Source organism: Shewanella sp. Shew256, from assembly GCF_002196695.1.
Classification (GTDB): Bacteria; Pseudomonadota; Gammaproteobacteria; order Enterobacterales; family Shewanellaceae; genus Shewanella; species Shewanella mangrovisoli.
Genome location: NZ_NAJR01000007.1, coordinates 182,995 through 202,162 on the forward strand (window position 1 = coordinate 182,995; position 19,168 = coordinate 202,162).

Sequence of the window (19,168 nt, forward strand, 5' to 3'; positions counted from 1 at the left end):
AACATTAGTCTTTAGAATGTAATATTCCATAGTAAATAGCTGCAAGCAATCAGATTAATATCAATCGGCTTGGCTAAAATGAATCAAGAAAAAGCCCCAGATACTTAACGTACTGGGGCTTTATCATTTATATCACGGCATTGATAGTGTCAGTTAGGTCGGCTTTACCTGGTTCAAACCCATTTAGACCTTAACTACCCTTGCAAGCACTATTCACGTAATTCACGGTGCGTGTTTTGCGTCAACACATAGGGTGCTAACTCTGGCACTTCTTTACGCAGTTGATTTTCAAGCACGAGCAGATTTTCAAAACGGTCACATAAACGGTCGGCTTTCGCTTCAATCCCCTTAGACTGGGACTCAATTTGCTGCTCAATATCATCGCCTAATCTGTCCATTTTTTGTGAGAATGCGTCCATCTTGGCTTCGAAGGATTCACCGTCGCCCGCAAGAATTTGACCGCCGATATTCATCATCAGAGTGCCAATGGAGTTTTGTACGATTTGCTCCATTTCCCGTTCAAATTCATCGTTAAAGGTGTTTTGCATCGACTCTTCGGTCGCGCCAAGGTAAAAACTATCGCCCTGTTTGTAGGCTACGGTATCGACACGCTTCTGCACGCCCGCCATCATCTCATCAAACTTTGCGCCTGCGGCATCACCCATCAGTGGCGTTAATGCCATACTCACAGCTTGAGAGGCCAGTGCAACCGCTTCATTCACTAATTCAATGACTTCAGGAACCTGAGTCGACACCTCATCGGCATATTGGCTCACCAGTTTCTTCTGTTTGTCGGTTAAGGTTACCTGCTTGCCTTCAACGTATAACTTGTCGACCTCGATGCGATACTTCTCGGCGCCCTTCTCGCTCATCACTAATTTTTTAGGCTCGACTCTCACATCATAATTAAGGGAAACCTCACAGCGCTCATCAATTTGTGGCTCAGTTTTCGCTTGTGCTGATTGCAAGCCAGAAGCGCCTAAAATAACGCCCGATAATGCCACTCCAGTTAATAGCGTATTTATCTTCATTGTTGTTCATCCTTTAATCTGAGGGATTCGACTAAGCTAACATGCTAAAAGACGAATAGCAGAAGACATGCCAACTTTATAACAACATGATTAGTAAGGAGTTATAAAAATTAGCACCGATAGCAGATTAGTGAATTTCACTAATAGTTAGCCTAACAGTGCTAATAAAAGAGTTAAATCAGAAGATTGAACGTCCGAGACGCTGGCTAAGATGCTCAAGCATAGCCGTCCCCGCGAGGGAGTTACCTTGATTGTCTAATTCGGGAGACCAAACGCAGACCGAGAGTTCTCCAGGGATCACCGCAATAATGCCGCCACCGACACCGCTTTTACCCGGCATACCAACACGATAGGCAAACTCACCGGCACCGTCGTACAAGCCAGAGGTTGCTAACAGGGCATTTAACTGCCGCGTCTGTACCTGCGAAATAAGCTCAGTGCCGTCTAAGGTTTTACCGCGGTTGGCTAAATACAACATCGCCCGTGAGAGGTCGGCGCAATTCATTTTTAAGGCGCAATAATGAAAATAAGTGCGCAGCACTGTATCGACATCGCCTTGAAAATTGCCGAAGGATTTCATTAGATAAGCGATGGCCGCATTACGTGCACTGTGCTGATATTCAGAATCCGCGACTTGCTTATCGAAACAGACTTTATCGTTTTGGCTCAGCGCCCTGACCAATTCCAACATCCGATGCTTAGGTGCCCCTAAACGGCTCTGTAATAAGTCGGCGATGACTAACGCGCCAGCATTAATAAAGGGATTGCGAGGTTTTCCCCGCTCGAGTTCAACTTGGACTAATGAATTGAAGGAGTGTCCCGAGGGTTCTTTGCCGACGCGGCTCCAAATTTCGGTTTCTTCATATAAAGTTAGCGCTAAGGTTAAGCTGAAAACTTTAGAAATACTTTGAATTGAAAATGGCTCAAGGTAATCGCCCGCGCCTATGGTTTCACCGTCGATTGTGGTCACGGCGATGCCCAATTTACCAGCATCAACATTGGCGAGCGCAGGGATATAATTAGCAACCTTTCCTTGGCCGAGCAAGGGTCGAACTTTGTCGACCACTTCCTCTAATAACGCCTGTTCTGGCATTAACTCCACCAGATATCGTACAGATCGCTAACTTCGAGTTGAGTCACTTTTTGACCCGCCCAGAATGCCTTCACTGCAGCAACATCTTCCTCGGTGCACTTACCGATAGTTTGGGTAGCAATAATACCTTCCCACTCGATATGACCACCGCCGTGGAAACCTAACTTACGGGCTTCAATGACTTCATCGATAAACTTATCGACTGTTGCATCAATATCGGCTTCAGAGACAGATGCATCGAAGGTCCAAGTAATGTCAAAACCTAACTCTTGGAATTCATCAACGCGCATTTTCTTACGTAAACGACGGCTACGATTCTTTGCCATAGTGATTTTCCCCGTTGTGTTAAAAAATAAAATCAATAAAAGATGTTAAGCGATACGCTCAAACATCAGATCCCACACGCCATGGCCGAGGCGATGACCGCGAGCTTCAAATTTAGTCAGTGGACGATGATCTGGGCGCGGCACCACGGTACCATCGGCGGATTGGTTTTTGTAACCATTGGCCGCATTCATGACTTCCAGCATATGCTCGCTGTAGTTTTCCCAGTCGGTTGCCATATGGAACACGCCGCCAATTTTCAGTTTACGACGGATAAGCTCAGCAAACTCCGCCTGCACGATGCGACGCTTGTGGTGGCGCTTTTTATGCCAAGGATCGGGGAAGAACAATTGCACCCGCGCAAGGCTGCCATCGGCGATTGCATGTTCTAATACTTCCATTGCATCATGGTGATACACGCGAAGGTTAGTCACGCCAGCGGCGGCTGCGTCACTTAAGCATGAACCAACGCCAGGCTTATGGACTTCAATACCGATAAAGTTCTGCTCAGGAGCTTCTTGTGCCATTTGTACTAAAGAAGCGCCCATACCGAAACCAATTTCCAGTACGGTATCGGCTTCGCGACCAAAGACTTCGGTCAGGTTTAATGGTGTAGGGGTGTAATCTAAGCCCATTGTTGGCCACTGAGTCTCAATGGCTTGCGCTTGACCTTTAGTCAAACGACCTTCTCTTAGGACAAAGCTTCTGATCTTACGCAGATACTTGCCTTCTTCATTAAATTCAGCGGTAGTGACTTCGCTCATTTTTGCCTCGTCTCGTGGACAACACCATCTAAAAAGAAGGGCATTATCCAAAGTTCAACTTACAGTGCAAGCACTAATGGAGGCGAAGTATAACAAGATTATCCTAGAGAGCGAATCTAGGCCGATTTTTCGATGGAGTGTTACTTGTTTGCCAACCAATCTCCCGCTACACTGCGCCGATGAAATCTACAGCCTCCTTTGCTACACGTATCGTTAATTGGTACGACAACCACGGTCGTAAAACCCTCCCTTGGCAGCAAGATAAAACCCCATATCGCGTATGGGTTTCAGAGATTATGCTGCAACAAACTCAAGTGGCGACTGTTATCCCCTATTACCAGCGTTTTATGGCACGTTTCCCCGATGTGTTAGCCCTCGCTAACGCGCCGGATGATGAAGTACTGCATCATTGGACTGGCCTTGGTTATTACGCCAGAGCTCGCAATCTGCATAAAGCCGCTAAGATGGTTCGCGATTTGTATCAGGGGCAATTTCCAACAGACTTTGAACAAGTGTTAGCGCTGCCAGGTATTGGTCGCTCGACAGCAGGTGCTGTGTTATCCCTATCACTTGGGCAACATCATCCGATCCTCGATGGTAATGTTAAGCGCGTATTAGCAAGACATGGCGCGATTGCGGGCTGGCCCGGTCAAAAACCTGTGGAAGAACAACTCTGGCAATTAACCGAGCAGTTAACGCCTGAGCAGGATATTCAAAAATATAACCAAGCCATGATGGATATTGGTGCCAGTATTTGTACTCGCAGCAAACCCAATTGTGCCGCTTGCCCTGTAGCTGTCGATTGCAAGGCCCAACTTATGGGCAGGCAGACCGATTTTCCGGGTAAAAAACCGAAGAAAACTATCCCAGAGAAAGCCGCTTGGATGTTGGTTTTACTTAAAGATAACCAAGTCTTCTTGGCTAAGCGCCCGCCTGCTGGCATTTGGGGTGGACTATGGTGCTTCCCCGAGTTTAGTACTCAAGCCGCACTCAATGCAGAGCTTGAAGCCCAAGGTTATCACGCCGCGCAACTCGAACCATTAATCGGTTTTAGACATACCTTTAGCCATTTCCATTTAGATATTCAGCCCATGCTACTGAATTTAGATAGCCAGGCGAATGGCTACAACAAGCAAATCTCGGGTATGCAGAGCGTGGGCGCAGTCATGGAACAAAACCAGTCTCTCTGGTATAACATCAATCAACCTTCCAAAGTGGGACTCGCCGCCGCAACCGAGCGCGTGTTAGCCAATTTGGGATCACTCGTAGCTAATGCTAGCAACCTCGACAGTCAGTAAGGAATAATCATGGCGCGTACAGTCAATTGCGTATATTTAAACAAAGAAGCCGACGGCCTAGACTTTCAACTGTATCCAGGTGATTTAGGTAAACGCATTTTTGATAACATCAGTAAAGAAGCTTGGGGCCTATGGCAGAAAAAGCAGACCATGCTGATTAACGAAAAGAAACTCAACATGATGAATGTTGATGATCGTAAGTTTTTAGAAGAACAAATGACCTCTTTCCTCTTTGAAGGAAAAGACGTTGAAATTGAAGGCTTTGTGCCTGAAAAGGGTCAGGAATAAGCCTAAGCGCCTATCTATAGAAAGCAAAAAAGCGCCCATGGGCGCTTTTTTATTCGCTGATAAATGCAGCTCAGTAACCTTAAGGTTACTTGCGCACACCTTCTACCACTAAATCTAACTCAACATTGGCAGACGCTGGGCCTAAGTCCATCTTGATACCGTAATCTTTCATCGCAAACGTGGTCGTACCGGTAAAGCCTGCACGGTATCCGCCCCAAGGATCTTGACCTTCACCCACAGCATGCGCTTGGATTGCCAACGGTTTAGTCACACCGTTTAGCGTGAAGTTACCTGTGATAACCATATCACCATTGCCTTTATCTTCAACCGAGGTAGAAACGAAAGTCGCTTCAGCAAATTTAGCCGTATTTAAAAAGTCAGCACTACGGATGTGTTTATCACGCTCAGCATGGTTAGAGTCCACGCTTAAGGTGTTCACTTTAACATTCACTTTAGCTGCCGTTGGATTTTTAGCGTCGTAGCTGAAATCACCGCTGAAATCATTAAAACGACCTACGACATAGCTATAACCTAAGTGGCTTACTTTAAAGGTAATAGAGGCATGAGCGCCTTCGCGGTCAATCACATAATCGGCAGCTGATGCAGCCATAGGAGCCAGTAAAGACCCACCAATCAAAGCAGCTAATAGTTGTTTTTTCATTATATTATCCTCGGTTAAATTTAATCATCTTGAGTAGTGTTGAATCTTTATCGATAAAATGGTGCTTTAACGCCCCTAACGCATGCAGTAAAACCAGAGCAATCAAGCTGTAGGCGGCGTATTGGTGAATATCCCCCGCGATATCAGCCTGATTTTCAATCAGCGGCGTTAGGCCGGGTAACTCAAACCAGTCAAACACCATAATTCCACGACCCTCTGCCGTCGAAATCAAAATACCAGCGGCCATAATCACCAGTAATAAGAGGTAAATCGCGCCATGGGCAATGTGGGCGCTAATCTTTTCCCATGTCTGGTGATTTTGCTCAGGAGCAGGCTTTGGATTAACCAAACGCCAAACTAAACGAAACAGCGTTACCACCAGCAGCAAAATCCCAACGCTTTTATGCCAATGTGGCGCCGTTTTGTACCATGCACTGTAGTAGGTCAATTCCACCATCCACACACCGACAGCAAAGAGTCCAATCACCACAACCGCACTCAACCAATGGCTGGCAATAGCAATAAGTCCATAATTCAACTTAGTATTTCTAAGCATATAGCTACTCCACACCTATGCACTTAAGTCGCACAATCAAATAATAGTCATTATCATAAAACGAAAATTAAAAACTAAAATCAGTAAAAATCGCTCATATCTTTCTAAAATTCAGAAAGATTAACGCTATTATGGTGTTAACGCTGATTCTGGGGCTTAAACGGGTCACTCACGCGACAGGGAAAACAACTTTACGGCATCAAATAAGCCCTATTCCAACGGGTTTATAGATAAAAAACAGCCAAAGTGCACATTAAACAGTCGAACACATCATTTATCAGGAAAAAGCGCTTGCAGAGGATAAACACCCTCGCTAATATAGCCGCACTTAGAACGAGGCAGCATTAAGTTGTCAGTTTAAAGTAGTCAACTAACGCTTAGTTTAGTTGCCCGAATAGCTCAGTCGGTAGAGCAGAGGATTGAAAATCCTCGTGTCCCTGGTTCGATTCCGGGTTCGGGCACCACCATTCGCCGGCATAGCTCAGTTGGTAGAGCAACTGACTTGTAATCAGTAGGTCCCGAGTTCGACTCTTGGTGCCGGCACCATAAAAAACAAAAAAGCCACTCAGTGAGTGGCTTTTTTGTATCTGGGATTTGAGTTAGCTAGAGCCCACTCAATGTTTAATGCAAGTTGCTGCTAGCCGACTCACGACAGTTCCGGTTGTTACCAAGCCCCCTTCATGGTCATATCGCCATATAAACAAGTAATAAGCAAAATACTGACTAGCAACTTAATACTTAGCGATGCAAATTTTTAAAATTGCCAGTAATCCACTGCCGTTTTATTCATATATCCCACAACTAAATCCTATTAACCCATTGATAGTTCGGCCAAGTGAACCATTCGTATCTCTATAAAGCCTTAAATAAGGCGCTTTTTGTTTAATACTTGGTCAGTCGAATTAAAAGGGCTTGCACAGCGAAAGCGAGCACTATATGATACGCGCACTTCGGACGAATGGGGTGTTAAGCACTCGGTTTGAAGTAGTTAACTAACGCTTAGTTTAGTTGCCCGAATAGCTCAGTCGGTAGAGCAGAGGATTGAAAATCCTCGTGTCCCTGGTTCGATTCCGGGTTCGGGCACCACCATTCGCCGGCATAGCTCAGTTGGTAGAGCAACTGACTTGTAATCAGTAGGTCCCGAGTTCGACTCTTGGTGCCGGCACCATAAAAAACAATGAAGCCACTCAGTGAGTGGCTTTTTTGTATCTGTATTTTGTATCAGAACTTTAAATGACTTACTTAGTCAGCTCATGCACTATCGGCCTATCCCCCGCCTGCACTTGATGTTGCAAATGCCGCCAACCATGGGTCAACTCATTAAGCGGTTCTTTTCGTTCTGGAAACTGTGCAGATAATTTATCAATAATATCAATTTGTTTTTTGCACAATAACGACCAACGGTCTGCATTCGATAGGTACATGGCGTTTTCCTTAACTGAGGGAGTACGTTTCCTGAGCAGTTTAAGACTAGGCCAAATTCATTCCATTGCCAAATAAAAATTGCGTGTTAGCGCACTGTTAAAAGCCATAACTCCAGAGTATCTTTGTCCTATAAACATAAGAGAGGAGGCATTATGACAGCCACGATTTTAAAGCTCATTTTTATCGCTATTGGTTTGTTTCTGGTTTATAAGCTGATTTTTGCAGGTAAGAAAGGACTGACAATTTTTGAAATGCATTTTAAAGATGGTCGCATGACTCAGCATAAAGGCAAAATCCCAGAACGCTTCGAGCGCGAATGCCGCCAACTGGCCAAAGCGGAAAAGTTGACTTGCACTATCAGAGCAGAAAAAAACTCCGGCGTGCGCCTGCATATTTCTGCCAATGTGAATGACAACCTACAGCAGCGGATCCGTAACCAATTTCCCTTTGAGTATTACGATAAAAAGGCGGTCGACAATAGCCATCAAGCGGGTTAATTTTCAGAATCATCAGCCCTTATGTCAAAGTAAGGGCTGCACAATTCATCCAAACTCTAGTGAGTCATTCAAACTCTATTCAGATTTACCAATCTTAGAATTTAATCGGATCCTTTGGCTCTAGCTTTCCATCTTCGCGCGCATCACGAACACGGCGCTCATTATCCTGCACCATAGGATCGCTAATGGGTTGATTGGGTTCAGCTTGCTTTTCTGAAGTATCTTCAAAGCGAAAATCAATATTTGAGCAAGCGGTCAAAGAAAGGTTTGCGACTACCACCAATAAGATCCAATGCTTTTTCATCGTAAAACTCATATAAGATTGATTTATTTCACTCAGTCTAAAGCATTAAACGCTGGATTATTAGCCAAGCTATACCGTTAACTCGACAACAAAATACTAGCGCTTTTGGATCACTAAGGTCACTTTGGCGACAGTGACGCCCCATTTAATAATATCGCTTTGGTTAATAATGGTATTGTCGTTCACTAAGTACATCCAATCATCAAAGTGTACTTGGTATTCATCACCATCTACGGGCAGTAGCATATCGTAGCGCCACCGCAGCGCACTGCCGCTCGCCTTCCCTTCCGCAGTACCGATAATATCGTCAGCCCTGCCAGTGTATTGCCCTTCCCCTTGGGATTGAATGCGCCAGATGCGAGTTTGGGTTTCACCATCATCATAGACAAACCATTCTTTGATGGTGCCTTCCGTCCCCTGCCAACTTGCCTCCATGGTGACATTAAACCGACGTATCACTTTGCCACTGAAGTTCTCAACAATGCCCGATGCCTTAAGCGGGCCATTAAAGAAGCTTTCTAACACTAAGGGGGGATTAGTATTTCGATAGTCACTCACATCGACGCTGGAGCAGCTCGTCAAAAGACTGGCCATCAACAACCCTAAGACAACAGGTTTACCCCAGTTAAGCTTTAGCAATCGCATGATTTTTCTCCTAATAATTGCGCCCTTAAGGTTGGCCGGCTGGTATTGGTCGATAACCAAATCGCCAGAAATGCTTCGGCTAATTTGGGCTCTTCGATAACGCCAAGCGGCTGACCATTGAAAAAGAACTGACCGCGCTGCGCATCGATGAGTTTGAAACTTAAATGATCGCCGGGCACAACATTAGGCCAAATTCCCTTGAGTAATTGCAGCCAATTGGCAATCTCATCTTTGGTGTAGCCTAAGTGTCGCCACTGATCTGCCGTCGCCTCTAGCAGATCATTCGCCTCAATATCACGATAATATTCAATGTCTAATAACTGCGGATAAATCCCACTCTGGTATTTACCCGTAGTAGTCATCAGTTTGGCTTTATAGACATTAAACCAGAGCCAATCCATCTCACCTCGGCCAACCTCAACCAGCCCTGAGGTCATAGTATTTTCGATGGCCACTGGCGTGGCGCTATATCCTGCGACTGGCAGCATTAATCCAAACAGGGCGCCGAGATATCGCTTTTTTAACAACATCACTGACAATATGGATGAAGGATGAGACATCAGATTTCTCCAGCAAGACAAGGATTAACGAGCATATAAATACGCCTGAAAGTTCACCCCATAGACCTATGGCTGCGCGAGAGTGTGATGAAAAGAGGCAATAACAGCGCCCAAATAACCGCGAGAAACACCGCAGAAACGCCCTCACCATAGGGAAGGCTCACGGCATCAAATGCAGCCCCAGCCAAGTAACTCAGGCTGCCGAAGATTGCCCCTAAAATGGCTTGCAATACCATCGCAAAGGCGCGAATAAGCTTAAGGCTATGGTGCAAACTCACCGCAAAATGCAACCAGAGACACGCCAGCCAAGCGGGAAAAGTCGAAAATTCAAATACCCCCGCCAACGTTAGCAAGCTATCAACCGCCATACCGAGTAACCCAATCTTAAGCATTGTGCTTAAGTCCCGAGGGATAGCAGCGGCGGTTTCCACTCGCGGCAGTAACATAAAATGCAGCACTAACAGCGGGATACTCAGTAACAGCGCGCTATTGCCAAACAACACGCCAGTCCACCAAACACTCTGAAAACTCAAGGCGTTGTAGAATATAAAGCCCTGATATTTTGTGATATTGAGTATGGTTCCCGCCATAGAGGACATCTCATCACCACCTTAGTTACCGCTCACCACATTTGGTAAACGATAGTCAGGGCGCACTGCCACTAAATGCACTGTGCTCGTGGTGCGCTCTAAAAAGCCTCCTTCGCAATAACTTAAGTAAAACTTCCACATGCGGATAAAGTCGTCGCCATAGCCAAGGGCTTGCACTTGCTCGATGGCACGGTCGAAGTTGTTATGCCAGTCCCTCAGCGTCTTGGCATAATCGAGGCCCATATCATCAATCGACCACACCTGCATATCGGTGCGCTTGGCCAAGTGTCCAACCATTTGGTGCACAGAAGGCAAGCAACCGCCAGGGAAAATATATCGCTGAATAAAATCAACACCCTTGCGATAACTGTCGTAACGTTGGTCGGCGATGGTAATAGCCTGCAATAACATACGGCCATGGGGTTTGAGTAAGGATTCGAGCTTTTTAAAGAACCCCGGCAGGTACTCATGGCCAACTGCTTCAATCATCTCAATAGACACTAGTCTGTCGTAGGTGCCGCCGAGATTACGGTAATCCTCAGTCAATAGGGTGATGCTATCGCTTAAGCCTTCCCGTTCGACTCGCGTTTTCGCGTAGACATATTGCGCATCCGAAATCGTTGTGGTCGTCACATGCACGCCATAATGCTTAGCGGCGTAAATGGCTAAGGCGCCCCAACCCGTACCGATTTCGAGTAAGGTCTGCCCAGGTTGTAGGTCGAGCCGCTCACAAATGGTTTTCAGTTTATGCAGCTGCGCCTGCTCCAGACTCGCGGCGCTATCGGGATAGAGGGCGCTGGAGTACAACATTTCGCGGTCTAAAAACTGCTCATACAAGGCATTACCTAAGTCGTAATGAGCCAAGATATTACGTTTCGATCCCTGCTGAGAGTTGCGATTCAGCAAATGTTTCATACGGTTAACCGACCAAGTCAGCCAACCGAATTTCGCTTCAATCTTATCGAGCAAGGGAAGATTGCGGGCAAACAGTTGCACCACCTTAGTGAGATCTGGGCTAGTCCAATGGCCTTGAATATAGCTTTCACCGGCGCCAATGGAGCCCGAAAACATCGCTTGGCGATAGAAGCTCGGATGCTTCACCACCAAGGTGGCATGTAAATCACTGTGATGCTCACCAAAACGATAGCTCTTGTCGCCCTCCACTAAGGTTAAGCAGCCATGGGGGAGATTTTCTAATGCTTTAAGCAATAGCTTACGGGCCAGACTGTCAGGCAATTTTGCCGTAATAACAGAAGATTGCGATGCAGTATTTTCCATCTTATTTCTCCACTTGGGCAGGATGCGGCACAAAAGGTACGCGCTTAAAGAACAGCTTTAACGCCTGCCAATAAATCCCGCCGACAATTTTCAGCGTCATAAATGGAAAGCGAAACAACAAGGCGCGAAGGGATTGCGCATTGATAGCTTGGCGAGTCATCGACAGGCTGGCATTGAACAAACGCTTACCCGTCTGATTCGGTAGATTCTCGATGCCAATGTTTAAGCGTTCAGTAGGCGGTTCAACATGCCATTGATAGCGCATATCGAGGTTCATAAAAGGCGAAACGTGAAACACTTTATCCGTGGTTTTAGGGGCGGATAAATCCACTAAATAACAGTGGCGTTGGTCCCACGGGGTATTGCTCACTTCGGCAAGCATATATAGAGGCTGTTGTGCTTGATAACAAAAGTAAAAATTCACAGGGCTGAAGTACACGCCAAAGTGACGGATCTGCCCAACAAATAGCACTCTGTCGCAAGGTTGGTGACCGCCTAACTCAGCAACTTGCTCAAGCACCCGTTGCTTAAGGGCAAAGCTGCTTGGCTCATTTATCTCAAGTTGTCGGCTCTGGTTATCCCTTGTCGTAAAACTGCGAAGGTAATCCTTGGGATTAAATCTGAGCAGCGCGCGCTGCTGACTGGCGAAACTGCGCCCCATGGCACAGATGCTATCGACTTCGTCTAAATCAATCGCAAGCAACGCCATTTGATAGCTAAAGTGATGTTTTACAGGCGTATAGCGACTATGGGTCACGCTGCCGTAGTAAATACCGCTATTGAGCTCACTCATAGCGTCACCCCAAAGTGAGCGCACACATCTAAGGCGCTACGGACACCGTCCTCATGGAAACCATTGTGCCAATAGGCGCCCGCAAAATGGGTATGGTTTTGCCCAGAGATTTCTTCTCGGCGCGCCTGCGCCTGCAAACTCTGCTCATTAAAAACAGGGTGCGCATAGTTAAAACGGCGTAGAATTTTGGCTTCGTCAATCAGCTCAGTCTGGTTAAGCGTCACGCAAAAGGTTGGCGCGTCGCTAGGTAAGCGCTGCAGAATATTCATATTGTAAGTCACTGAGGCGGGGCGTTTTTGATTGCCATCCAAACGATAATTCCAGCTGGCCCATGCCGCCTTGCGCTTAGGTAAAAGGCTGGTATCTGTATGTAAAACCACCTCATTATTTTGATACTGCAAGTCACCCAGAATCGCTTTTTCAGCCGAGGTGGCATCGGTTAGCATCTTAAGCGCTTGGTCACTATGACACGCAAGGATCACCTCATCGAATACCTGCCACTCGCCATTCACATACAGTTTGACTCCATCAGCATGGCGTTCGATGGCACTTACTGGGCTGTTTAAATGCAGATTGTCTTTAAAGGGGGCAATTAAATCAGGGATATAACTGCGTGAGCCGCCCTTAAGCACATACCATTGCGGCCTGTTACTGACGTTTAGTAAGCCATGGTGCTCAAAGAAACGGATAAAGAAGCGCAGCGAAAAGGCGCGCATATCTTCAATGCTCGATGACCAAATTGCCGCCCCCATGGGCAAAATATAATGCTCGGCAAAAAAGTCGGAAAACTGCTCGCGGTCGAGAAAATCCCCTAAGTTGCCAGCGGGATAATTATCCTGCTGGTAAATCGCCTTACAGCTTTTATTGAAGCGCACAATTTCATTTAAAAAGGCCCAAAACCGCGGATTCAGGAGGTTACGCTTTTGGGCAAACAAACTGGCAAAATTATGGCCATTATACTCAAGCCCCGTCAGGGCGTTATGTACACTAAAACTCATTTCGGTCGGCAAAATACTGACATTTAAACGGGCTAACAGCCGCTCAAAACGAGGATAGGTTCGGTCGTTAAACACGATAAACCCTGTGTCTATCGCATAGTGTTTACCAAAATGCTCCACATCCACGGTCGCGGTATGGCCACCTATATAGTCATTGGCCTCAAATACAGTAACCTTGTGGGATTGGCTGAGTAGATAACCACAGGTCAGCCCTGAAATTCCCGTCCCTACAATGGCAATATTTTTCATCGTCCTGCATCCTTAAGCGCCCTTGGCTGGTTATCCCGTTGGATTATTTTTTGCCAAACCAAGACTGGTAGAAATGACATCAATTTCAATAAATAAGTAAATCGTTTGGGAAAATGGATCTCGGATCTGCCGCGCGAAAGCCCGCGGCGAATTGCCATTGACGCCGCCTTTACATCGACTTGCATCGGCATGGCAAAATCATTCTTGGCCGTTAGAGGCGTCGCCACAAATCCAGGGCAAATCACACTCACAGATATCCCATGTTGAGCAAGGTCGAGCCTCAGACTGGCGGCTAGGTACTGCACGCCGGCCTTAGAAGCGCCATAGGCCTCAGCACGGGGAAAGGCTAAATAAGTTGCGCTCGAACTCATCAGTGCCAAGCGCGCGCCTCTTGGCATTAAGGGTAAAAACACGCCAAGGCAGTAGCCCATGGCAATCAGATTGGTGTGCACGACACGCTCAAACAATCTGTCGTCGAAGTGTTTAGCGTCATCGATATACTCGCAGCCACCTGCATTGAGGATCACCAGATCCAGCTGACAGGCACACTGAGTCAGTAACTCGTTGATGTGGCGAGCATTCTCTTGGACTTGGCTGCGCTCGCTAATATCAAAGCTGATGCAAGTCGCCCCTATCAGCACGGTTTCGGCAAGGGCATCGAGCTTGGCTTTATCTCTCCCGCAGGCAATCACATGCCAGCCAGCGGCGAGATAATCCTTGGCTAATTGCAGCCCAATACCCGAGCTTGCCCCTGTGATCAGCACAGTGTTGATTTTGTGGATCTGCACCGAAGTCATCACTTTGCCGCCCTGTCTTTAAGCAAGCGAATGAGACCGCCCATGCAGGGCAAATGCTCATACAGCATTTGCCCTAAGTCGAAATAATCCCGGTGAAAGTAAATCCGCTGATGAAACTTAAGCTGGCTCATGCCATCGACTCGGATGAGTTCGCCCTTGTTTAACTTGGGATGGCGATATTGCATCTGCCAAAATAGCGAAGCTTGGGAGTCATCTTGCAATACTTCTTTGATTTCAAAGTGAATGTAGCCAACGTTTTTGTAGAGTTTGGCAAAATACTCAGTCAAGGCAGTTAAACCATTCACTTGATGCATAGGATCGATAAAACAAATATTGTCATCGTAGACCTGAGCCAACAGATGCAGATTGTCTTTGTTTAATGCTTGATAGAGCGCGATAAACTCATCAACCACACCGCTCTGTTCAATCTTCGCTTGGTTTATCATCCAGATAACTCCCTAAGGGATAAGTTGTAAGGTTGAGCCTATGGCCTAGGCCTTTTTCAGCACCCCAAGTACCGCCAGCGCCCTCGCCCTTGCCGCATTGTGCTCCACAATCGCATAGGGATAAGCCGAGTCAGACTCCAGCATTGGCGCCTCAAACAACGAAAGCATTTTTTGCATATTGGGTTGATGCAAACGCTTGATTCCCCAAGATGCCAGCTCTGGTAAGTACTTACGGATAAAGCTGCCATCTGGATCAAACTTTTCGCTCTGGCTGATGGGATTAAAAATGCGGAAATAAGGCTGGGCATCGCAGCCACAGCCCGCCGACCATTGCCAGCCACCGTTATTAGCCGCCAGATCGCCGTCGATAAGATGCTGCCGGAAATAACGTTCGCCCCAGCGCCAATCGATAAGCAAGTGTTTGGTTAAAAAGCTCGCCACCACCATGCGTAGCCGATTGTGCATCCAGCCAGTTTGGTTGAGCTGGCGCATCGCCGCATCCACAATCGGATAACCCGTTTTGCCCTCGCACCATGCTACAAACTCAGCTTGATTGTTGCGCCACTGCACATGGTCGGCCTGACGATTAAAGTTGTGCCCCTTGGATAAATCTGGAAAAGCCACCAGCAAATGGCGATAAAACTCCCGCCAGATAAGCTCATTCAACCAGGTTCGCCCAGGGCTAGTATCATCGACAATCACCTCGGGAAAACGCCCAAGCAGCGCCGCGATACATTGCCTTGGGCTGAGCACGCCCAGCGCCAAATAAGGGGAGATGACGCTGGTACCCTCGAGAGCGGGAAAGTCCCTATCCTGTTTATAGTCTTGGGCTTTTTGCTGAATAAATGCGGTAAGAATACGCTTTGCCTGCCCCTCTCCCCCCGCCCATTGCTCGCTTGAGGTTAGCTTGCTAGTGGATGTAAAACGTTCTTTAAAACTGATTGGCTTTGGTTCAGGTAACATAGGGCCAAGCGGCGCGGGGACAGCAAGCGGCAAAATGGCGCGTTTGGCGGCAATTTCTCGCCACTTACGACTAAAGGGCGTAAACACCTTATACATTTCACCGCTTAAGTTAAGCACAGTGCCTGGCGGCAATAGGCAGTGTTCGTCGCTGAGCACCAAGGGGATACCCGTATCGAGACAGGCTTGGTCACGTTTTTGCTCGTTGATTTCGGGTTCTCGCCCAGCAAACACCCGCTCAACCCCTAGCTTTTCGCAGTAACTCGCTAAAAAGGTGGGCACCTCTTTAAAGCTATCGAGCTGAATAAGCTCAAATTCAATCCCTAGGCTTGCGAGTCCTTGGGCAAGTAAATTCACATGCCGCTGGATAAAATCAATCTGGATCGGCGCCATATCGTGGCTAAGCCACTGGCTCGGAGTCGCAATATAAATCGCCCTGAGTTTTGCGCCAGGCGCTTGCCGCACCCAATCACAGGCAGCCGTCAGCGCTTGGTTATCCGTTAGGCGCAGGTCTTGACGAAACCACATTAAGGCGTGCTTTGCCGCTGGGGGTTGATTATCGCTCATCGGCTTGCTCTCCTTGCTGCGCTTCGGCCGCGTTTTTCTGCTTGCGCAGCTGTTTCTTATGTTGCTCTTTTGCCGCCGAAACTTGGCTAACCCATTCAGCCAAGTCTGGCGCCATAAACGCCGATAAGGTCGTGAGAGTCGGTGCAAAGGGGCCGATGAGATAACAGGAAAGTGGCATTTGCTCGAGCACGCTTTGCAGCTCGAAGATTTTCGATGGCGGATGATTCGCCTCAGGCAGTAGCAAGAGTGCATCTACCTTGAGCCGATTGTTGATAAGTCCAAGGCTTGTGGTGTCGAGCACGCCAAGGTTAATGACTGACACTCTTAACTCGGCAAGCTCCAAGCGTAAAACCAGGCTATACAAGCGATTAGTCATACTCGAATTGCTTATGCTCGAATGAGTCATGTTCGAATGACCGCTAAGCTGCTCGGCCGTTTTTTGCCCTTGAACAGATGGCAAACACACTACAGCGATTTGCGCCAAACTCCCCTGCCCGGCAAAACTGGTGCGCCCTCCAATGCGACTGGTTAATTCGCTTTCTAACCATGCAAGCAACAGCTCGGCATCTAAACGAGACTCAAGCAACGTAGGTAACTGCGCCATCCAAGCCAGCAGCAATTTTTGCTTAACCAATTGAAAGGGATATAAACCTAGGGCTTCATCAAGGATTTGGTGCAGCTTTTGTTGGTCTAGCTCAAATAGTGCGCCATTTAACCCAATGATCTGCTCCTGCCACAAATCCCCTTCTTGCAATGCAGTGCTGTCGGCATTGGTCGCAAGCGCCGAACTCATCAATAAGGGTTTGACCTTACTGATGGCGACCCCCTTGGCTAACCAGGCATTGATCTCATGGATTTGTTGAATATTTTCAGGTGTGTATAACCTATGGCCCTTAGGCGTGCGCGCAGGAATGACCAGCCCAAAGCGGCGCTGCCATGCTCTTAGCGTGACCGCGTTAACCCCGGTCAGTTGCGACACTTCGCCTATCGGGAGTAGCTCGCGACTCTCGAGGTTTTCGGCCTCAACCTTTGAATCATCTCGTTTCATATCTATCACTTAAATCTTTAATTTTTAATGTATTATCGAATCGTTCAAGCACATATATCGGCTAGTGCCAGTGATTAATAGGCATAGCGCAGCTTTAATTCCTCTGGGTGAGGATTTAAGTACACTTGATCCTCAATATAGGGGGTAGGAAATTGGCGTAAATAGTGGTTAATCAAGGTGATTGGCACCAGCAAAGGGAGAAGTCCTTGACGATATTTCATTATCATTTCAGACATTTCTAACTTCTGTTCCTTATTCAAATGCTTTTTAAAATAGCCCTGAATATGCTGTAAGGTGCTGGTATGATTTCGACGGGTCGCATTGATTTTTAAGGCGGTCATAAAGCCCGCAAAATAGTGCTCCGCGGTTTGTGCTAAGTCTTCAATATTGGCCACTATCGGCCCAAGCTCGCGGTACCATTTGGGGCTATGGGCCATCAACAGATACTTATAGCGGGAGTGAAACTTGACTAGCTTGTGCTTAGTTAAGCCTTCATGACACATTCTGTGCCAGTCATGATAGGCATAGACTCGGGTAAAAAAGTTCTCCCGCAGCACCATATCGTGCAGACGACCTTCTTCTTCAACCGGTAGATAGGGGTAACGCTCCATCAACTTACGGGCAAACACTCCAATGCCTGATTTAGTGCCATTATTGGTGCCCATTTTGTACTCGGTCACCCGCTCCATACCGCAGGTCGGCGATTTAGCGCAGAGTAAGTAACCGCCTAAAAAGCCTAATTCCTCAACCTTTTGCTCGCTAAAACTATTGAGTTTGTCGGTGACATCTAAGCTGCCATCACCACTCTGCACGCGGATCAGCTCACCATCGCGCACTAATCGAATGCTTTTTCGCGGTGCACCTAGGCCAATCGCCATTTCTGGACACAAGGGAACATAATCAAAAAATGGGGCAATCTCTTGATTACAATAGGAAGAATTTTTATGCCCACCGTCAAAGCGCACCTTCTCCCCTAATAAGCAGGCACTGATCCCGATTTGAATTCGCTGCGGATTAAACTTGTACATAATGCTATTCCTTGTATCACTTTAAATAGTATTACGGCCCATTCTTGTACAAGGATCAAGTTCTTGTACAAATTTTTATAAAAATTTCCTGACGCTAAAAATCCAACGAAAGTCGCTAGGGCTTGGCCTTGATATTGCTTAGTTTATTCGCCCGATTGGCGCGACATCTGAAAGTGAACATCGACGAGGGAGAATAAGGAAATGACGGTTATCAATCCCAATAGCTATGCGGCCATCGCATTAAGCCAGTTAAAATCGGCTCAGACTCAACAAACGCAAGGCGTACCAAGCGCTGCGGCAAGTCCGAGCCCTCAAATGACAGTCCCGCAAGATACAGTTACCCTATCGGACGGCATGACTCGAAGCGCTGAAACCAGCGATACCTATAGCCAGCTCGCGCCCAATGCCAAGCAAAATTACACCAGTAATGTGCAAAATATTGCCGGTACCGAAGAGAGCGCAAAACCCGAAGACAGATTAGCGGAAGCCATGCAGGCTATCCTCGACAAACGCACCGGAGTAGACAGGGAAAAACTGAAGCAGCTAGAAGAGGAAATGGCGAAAATTGCCGCCAATGACAGCTTATCCGAGGAAGAAAAGGCCAAGCAGATAGCGCTACTCGAAGCCCAAAAAACCGAGTTAATTAAAGAAGCGACTGAAAAAAATGAAGAGCGACAACGCAATAACCAAGCTGAAGTCTATTTTAGTTAATGCTTAATATTTTGTGCTAAAAACCTGAAAAATAAGACCTTGATAAGCAAGTCACTAGACACACAATGAGTAAGATGCGATCCCAAATGCCATCGGCAGCGTGAGAATCGTGAAAAATAAGTAAACTGCCGCGAAAGATAACAGAAGAATCGTGAACTGTTTATAAACGAAAGCCGCCCCATTTCTGGGGCGGACAAGTATCCAAGACAGGACTTTTTATCACGCTTTAAACCTGTAAGCTATGCCGATAAGCAGGC

At 47.0% G+C, this 19,168-nt stretch carries 23 protein-coding genes and 4 tRNA genes; 8 read left to right on the forward strand and 19 right to left on the reverse strand.

From position 1 onward, the window contains the following. Nucleotides 1-209: 209 nt before the first annotated feature. The 4 genes from B5P39_RS14885 to trmB form a co-directional block, all read right to left on the reverse strand. On the reverse strand, nucleotides 210-1,031 hold the full coding sequence (locus B5P39_RS14885) for a YggN family protein (RefSeq protein WP_088212072.1): 822 nt from the start codon (nucleotides 1,029-1,031) through the stop codon (nucleotides 210-212). Nucleotides 1,032-1,209: 178 nt separating this feature from the next. Then, on the reverse strand, nucleotides 1,210-2,124 hold the full coding sequence (gene glsB, locus B5P39_RS14890) for a glutaminase B (RefSeq protein WP_011621971.1): 915 nt from the start codon (nucleotides 2,122-2,124) through the stop codon (nucleotides 1,210-1,212). Beyond that, on the reverse strand, nucleotides 2,124-2,450 hold the full coding sequence (locus B5P39_RS14895) for a YggL family protein (RefSeq protein WP_011621970.1): 327 nt from the start codon (nucleotides 2,448-2,450) through the stop codon (nucleotides 2,124-2,126). Before B5P39_RS14895 ends, glsB begins: the two co-directional genes overlap by 1 nt. Before the next feature lie 45 nt (nucleotides 2,451-2,495). Continuing rightward, nucleotides 2,496-3,212 (reverse strand): tRNA (guanosine(46)-N7)-methyltransferase TrmB, encoded by a 717-nt coding sequence (gene trmB / locus B5P39_RS14900; RefSeq protein ID WP_088212073.1) that lies wholly within the window; start codon nucleotides 3,210-3,212, stop codon nucleotides 2,496-2,498. Between the two features lie 179 nt (nucleotides 3,213-3,391). Between trmB and mutY the strand changes: the two genes are divergently transcribed. Together mutY and B5P39_RS14910 are read left to right on the forward strand one after the other, a co-directional pair. Further along, nucleotides 3,392-4,510: an A/G-specific adenine glycosylase gene (gene mutY / locus B5P39_RS14905; protein ID WP_088212074.1), complete on the forward strand. Its 1,119-nt coding sequence runs from the start codon at nucleotides 3,392-3,394 to the stop codon at nucleotides 4,508-4,510. A 9-nt stretch (nucleotides 4,511-4,519) separates the two neighbouring features. Then, entirely contained in the window at nucleotides 4,520-4,798 is a 279-nt protein-coding gene (locus tag B5P39_RS14910) for an oxidative damage protection protein (protein WP_088212075.1), read from the forward strand. A gap of 85 nt (nucleotides 4,799-4,883) precedes the next feature. Here B5P39_RS14910 and B5P39_RS14915 read toward each other — a convergent pair whose 3' ends face one another. After that, a complete protein-coding gene (locus B5P39_RS14915; RefSeq protein WP_088212076.1) occupies nucleotides 4,884-5,459 on the reverse strand; it encodes a YceI family protein in 576 nt (191 codons plus the stop codon). A gap of 4 nt (nucleotides 5,460-5,463) precedes the next feature. Continuing rightward, a complete protein-coding gene (locus tag B5P39_RS14920; protein WP_088212077.1) occupies nucleotides 5,464-6,015 on the reverse strand; it encodes a cytochrome b in 552 nt (183 codons plus the stop codon). Between the two features lie 388 nt (nucleotides 6,016-6,403). On the opposite strand from B5P39_RS14920, the gene B5P39_RS14925 reads away from it, so the two are divergent. From B5P39_RS14925 to B5P39_RS14940, 4 genes are all read left to right on the forward strand, one after another. Next, nucleotides 6,404-6,479, forward strand: a tRNA-Phe gene (locus tag B5P39_RS14925). Nucleotides 6,480-6,485: 6 nt separating this feature from the next. Continuing rightward, a tRNA-Thr gene (locus B5P39_RS14930) sits at nucleotides 6,486-6,561 on the forward strand. 464 nt (nucleotides 6,562-7,025) lie between these two features. Continuing rightward, a tRNA-Phe gene (locus tag B5P39_RS14935) sits at nucleotides 7,026-7,101 on the forward strand. 6 nt (nucleotides 7,102-7,107) lie between these two features. After that, nucleotides 7,108-7,183, forward strand: a tRNA-Thr gene (locus B5P39_RS14940). Between the two features lie 70 nt (nucleotides 7,184-7,253). Here the strand turns inward: B5P39_RS14940 and B5P39_RS14945 are convergent. Continuing rightward, nucleotides 7,254-7,439: a hypothetical protein gene (locus B5P39_RS14945; protein WP_011716270.1), complete on the reverse strand. Its 186-nt coding sequence runs from the start codon at nucleotides 7,437-7,439 to the stop codon at nucleotides 7,254-7,256. 153 nt (nucleotides 7,440-7,592) lie between these two features. Here B5P39_RS14945 and B5P39_RS14950 point away from each other — a divergent pair, with 153 nt between their 5' ends. Next, on the forward strand, nucleotides 7,593-7,937 hold the full coding sequence (locus tag B5P39_RS14950; protein WP_088212078.1) for a DUF3634 family protein: 345 nt from the start codon (nucleotides 7,593-7,595) through the stop codon (nucleotides 7,935-7,937). A 94-nt stretch (nucleotides 7,938-8,031) separates the two neighbouring features. On the opposite strand, the gene B5P39_RS14955 is transcribed toward B5P39_RS14950, so the two are convergent. The 12 genes from B5P39_RS14955 to B5P39_RS15010 all read right to left on the reverse strand — a co-directional run bounded on the left by B5P39_RS14955 (nucleotide 8,032) and on the right by B5P39_RS15010 (nucleotide 18,200). Beyond that, a complete protein-coding gene (locus B5P39_RS14955; protein ID WP_088212079.1) occupies nucleotides 8,032-8,241 on the reverse strand; it encodes a hypothetical protein in 210 nt (69 codons plus the stop codon). A 96-nt stretch (nucleotides 8,242-8,337) separates the two neighbouring features. Next, nucleotides 8,338-8,886, reverse strand: coding sequence for a DUF3833 domain-containing protein (locus tag B5P39_RS14960; RefSeq protein ID WP_088212080.1), 549 nt, complete (start codon nucleotides 8,884-8,886; stop codon nucleotides 8,338-8,340). Then, nucleotides 8,874-9,446, reverse strand: a complete 573-nt coding sequence (locus B5P39_RS14965) for a chalcone isomerase family protein (RefSeq protein ID WP_088212081.1) — start codon at nucleotides 9,444-9,446, stop codon at nucleotides 8,874-8,876. Before B5P39_RS14965 ends, B5P39_RS14960 begins: the two co-directional genes overlap by 13 nt. Nucleotides 9,447-9,499: 53 nt before the next feature. Next, nucleotides 9,500-10,045 carry a DUF2878 domain-containing protein gene (locus B5P39_RS14970; RefSeq protein WP_088212082.1) on the reverse strand — a complete coding sequence of 182 codons (546 nt, stop codon included), beginning with the start codon at nucleotides 10,043-10,045 and terminating at the stop codon, nucleotides 9,500-9,502. 12 nt (nucleotides 10,046-10,057) lie between these two features. Beyond that, nucleotides 10,058-11,314, reverse strand: coding sequence for an SAM-dependent methyltransferase (locus B5P39_RS14975; protein ID WP_088212083.1), 1,257 nt, complete (start codon nucleotides 11,312-11,314; stop codon nucleotides 10,058-10,060). 1 nt (nucleotide 11,315) lies between these two features. Further along, entirely contained in the window at nucleotides 11,316-12,107 is a 792-nt protein-coding gene (locus tag B5P39_RS14980; protein ID WP_088212084.1) for a DUF1365 domain-containing protein, read from the reverse strand. Next, nucleotides 12,104-13,354: an NAD(P)/FAD-dependent oxidoreductase gene (locus B5P39_RS14985; protein WP_088212085.1), complete on the reverse strand. Its 1,251-nt coding sequence runs from the start codon at nucleotides 13,352-13,354 to the stop codon at nucleotides 12,104-12,106. The genes B5P39_RS14980 and B5P39_RS14985 overlap by 4 nt, the downstream gene beginning before the upstream one ends. Beyond that, entirely contained in the window at nucleotides 13,351-14,151 is an 801-nt protein-coding gene (locus B5P39_RS14990) for an SDR family NAD(P)-dependent oxidoreductase (protein ID WP_088212086.1), read from the reverse strand. The genes B5P39_RS14985 and B5P39_RS14990 overlap by 4 nt, the downstream gene beginning before the upstream one ends. Further along, on the reverse strand, nucleotides 14,151-14,597 hold the full coding sequence (locus B5P39_RS14995) for a nuclear transport factor 2 family protein (protein WP_011625607.1): 447 nt from the start codon (nucleotides 14,595-14,597) through the stop codon (nucleotides 14,151-14,153). The genes B5P39_RS14990 and B5P39_RS14995 overlap by 1 nt, the downstream gene beginning before the upstream one ends. A gap of 45 nt (nucleotides 14,598-14,642) precedes the next feature. Beyond that, nucleotides 14,643-16,124: a deoxyribodipyrimidine photo-lyase gene (phrB, locus tag B5P39_RS15000; protein WP_088212087.1), complete on the reverse strand. Its 1,482-nt coding sequence runs from the start codon at nucleotides 16,122-16,124 to the stop codon at nucleotides 14,643-14,645. Continuing rightward, nucleotides 16,114-17,172, reverse strand: coding sequence for a MerR family transcriptional regulator (locus B5P39_RS15005; RefSeq protein ID WP_088212088.1), 1,059 nt, complete (start codon nucleotides 17,170-17,172; stop codon nucleotides 16,114-16,116). Before B5P39_RS15005 ends, phrB begins: the two co-directional genes overlap by 11 nt. A gap of 74 nt (nucleotides 17,173-17,246) precedes the next feature. Next, nucleotides 17,247-18,200 carry a YbgA family protein gene (locus B5P39_RS15010; RefSeq protein WP_088212089.1) on the reverse strand — a complete coding sequence of 318 codons (954 nt, stop codon included), beginning with the start codon at nucleotides 18,198-18,200 and terminating at the stop codon, nucleotides 17,247-17,249. 201 nt (nucleotides 18,201-18,401) lie between these two features. Between B5P39_RS15010 and B5P39_RS15015 the strand changes: the two genes are divergently transcribed. Then, the gene (locus B5P39_RS15015; protein ID WP_088212090.1) at nucleotides 18,402-18,911 is read left to right on the forward strand and encodes a hypothetical protein; all 510 of its coding nucleotides are present in this window, start codon (nucleotides 18,402-18,404) and stop codon (nucleotides 18,909-18,911) included. Nucleotides 18,912-19,168 lie beyond the last annotated feature (257 nt).

Coding starts and splice junctions, on each gene's coding strand:
- B5P39_RS14945 (WP_011716270.1), bottom strand. CDS start 7,439: ATGTACCTATCGAATGCAGACCGTTGGTCGTTATTGTGCAAAAAACAA.
- B5P39_RS14990 (WP_088212086.1), bottom strand. CDS start 14,151: ATGACTTCGGTGCAGATCCACAAAATCAACACTGTGCTGATCACAGGG.
- B5P39_RS15005 (WP_088212088.1), bottom strand. CDS start 17,172: ATGAAACGAGATGATTCAAAGGTTGAGGCCGAAAACCTCGAGAGTCGC.
- B5P39_RS14920 (WP_088212077.1), bottom strand. CDS start 6,015: ATGCTTAGAAATACTAAGTTGAATTATGGACTTATTGCTATTGCCAGC.
- B5P39_RS14915 (WP_088212076.1), bottom strand. CDS start 5,459: ATGAAAAAACAACTATTAGCTGCTTTGATTGGTGGGTCTTTACTGGCT.
- B5P39_RS14985 (WP_088212085.1), bottom strand. CDS start 13,354: ATGAAAAATATTGCCATTGTAGGGACGGGAATTTCAGGGCTGACCTGT.
- B5P39_RS14995 (WP_011625607.1), bottom strand. CDS start 14,597: ATGATAAACCAAGCGAAGATTGAACAGAGCGGTGTGGTTGATGAGTTT.
- phrB (WP_088212087.1), bottom strand. CDS start 16,124: ATGAGCGATAATCAACCCCCAGCGGCAAAGCACGCCTTAATGTGGTTT.
- B5P39_RS14895 (WP_011621970.1), bottom strand. CDS start 2,450: ATGGCAAAGAATCGTAGCCGTCGTTTACGTAAGAAAATGCGCGTTGAT.
- B5P39_RS15015 (WP_088212090.1), top strand. CDS start 18,402: ATGACGGTTATCAATCCCAATAGCTATGCGGCCATCGCATTAAGCCAG.
- B5P39_RS14960 (WP_088212080.1), bottom strand. CDS start 8,886: ATGCGATTGCTAAAGCTTAACTGGGGTAAACCTGTTGTCTTAGGGTTG.
- B5P39_RS14970 (WP_088212082.1), bottom strand. CDS start 10,045: ATGTCCTCTATGGCGGGAACCATACTCAATATCACAAAATATCAGGGC.
- B5P39_RS14955 (WP_088212079.1), bottom strand. CDS start 8,241: ATGAAAAAGCATTGGATCTTATTGGTGGTAGTCGCAAACCTTTCTTTG.
- B5P39_RS14975 (WP_088212083.1), bottom strand. CDS start 11,314: ATGGAAAATACTGCATCGCAATCTTCTGTTATTACGGCAAAATTGCCT.
- B5P39_RS14980 (WP_088212084.1), bottom strand. CDS start 12,107: ATGAGTGAGCTCAATAGCGGTATTTACTACGGCAGCGTGACCCATAGT.
- B5P39_RS14910 (WP_088212075.1), top strand. CDS start 4,520: ATGGCGCGTACAGTCAATTGCGTATATTTAAACAAAGAAGCCGACGGC.
- B5P39_RS14965 (WP_088212081.1), bottom strand. CDS start 9,446: ATGTCTCATCCTTCATCCATATTGTCAGTGATGTTGTTAAAAAAGCGA.
- B5P39_RS15010 (WP_088212089.1), bottom strand. CDS start 18,200: ATGTACAAGTTTAATCCGCAGCGAATTCAAATCGGGATCAGTGCCTGC.
- mutY (WP_088212074.1), top strand. CDS start 3,392: ATGAAATCTACAGCCTCCTTTGCTACACGTATCGTTAATTGGTACGAC.
- B5P39_RS14950 (WP_088212078.1), top strand. CDS start 7,593: ATGACAGCCACGATTTTAAAGCTCATTTTTATCGCTATTGGTTTGTTT.
- B5P39_RS14885 (WP_088212072.1), bottom strand. CDS start 1,031: ATGAAGATAAATACGCTATTAACTGGAGTGGCATTATCGGGCGTTATT.
- trmB (WP_088212073.1), bottom strand. CDS start 3,212: ATGAGCGAAGTCACTACCGCTGAATTTAATGAAGAAGGCAAGTATCTG.
- glsB (WP_011621971.1), bottom strand. CDS start 2,124: ATGCCAGAACAGGCGTTATTAGAGGAAGTGGTCGACAAAGTTCGACCC.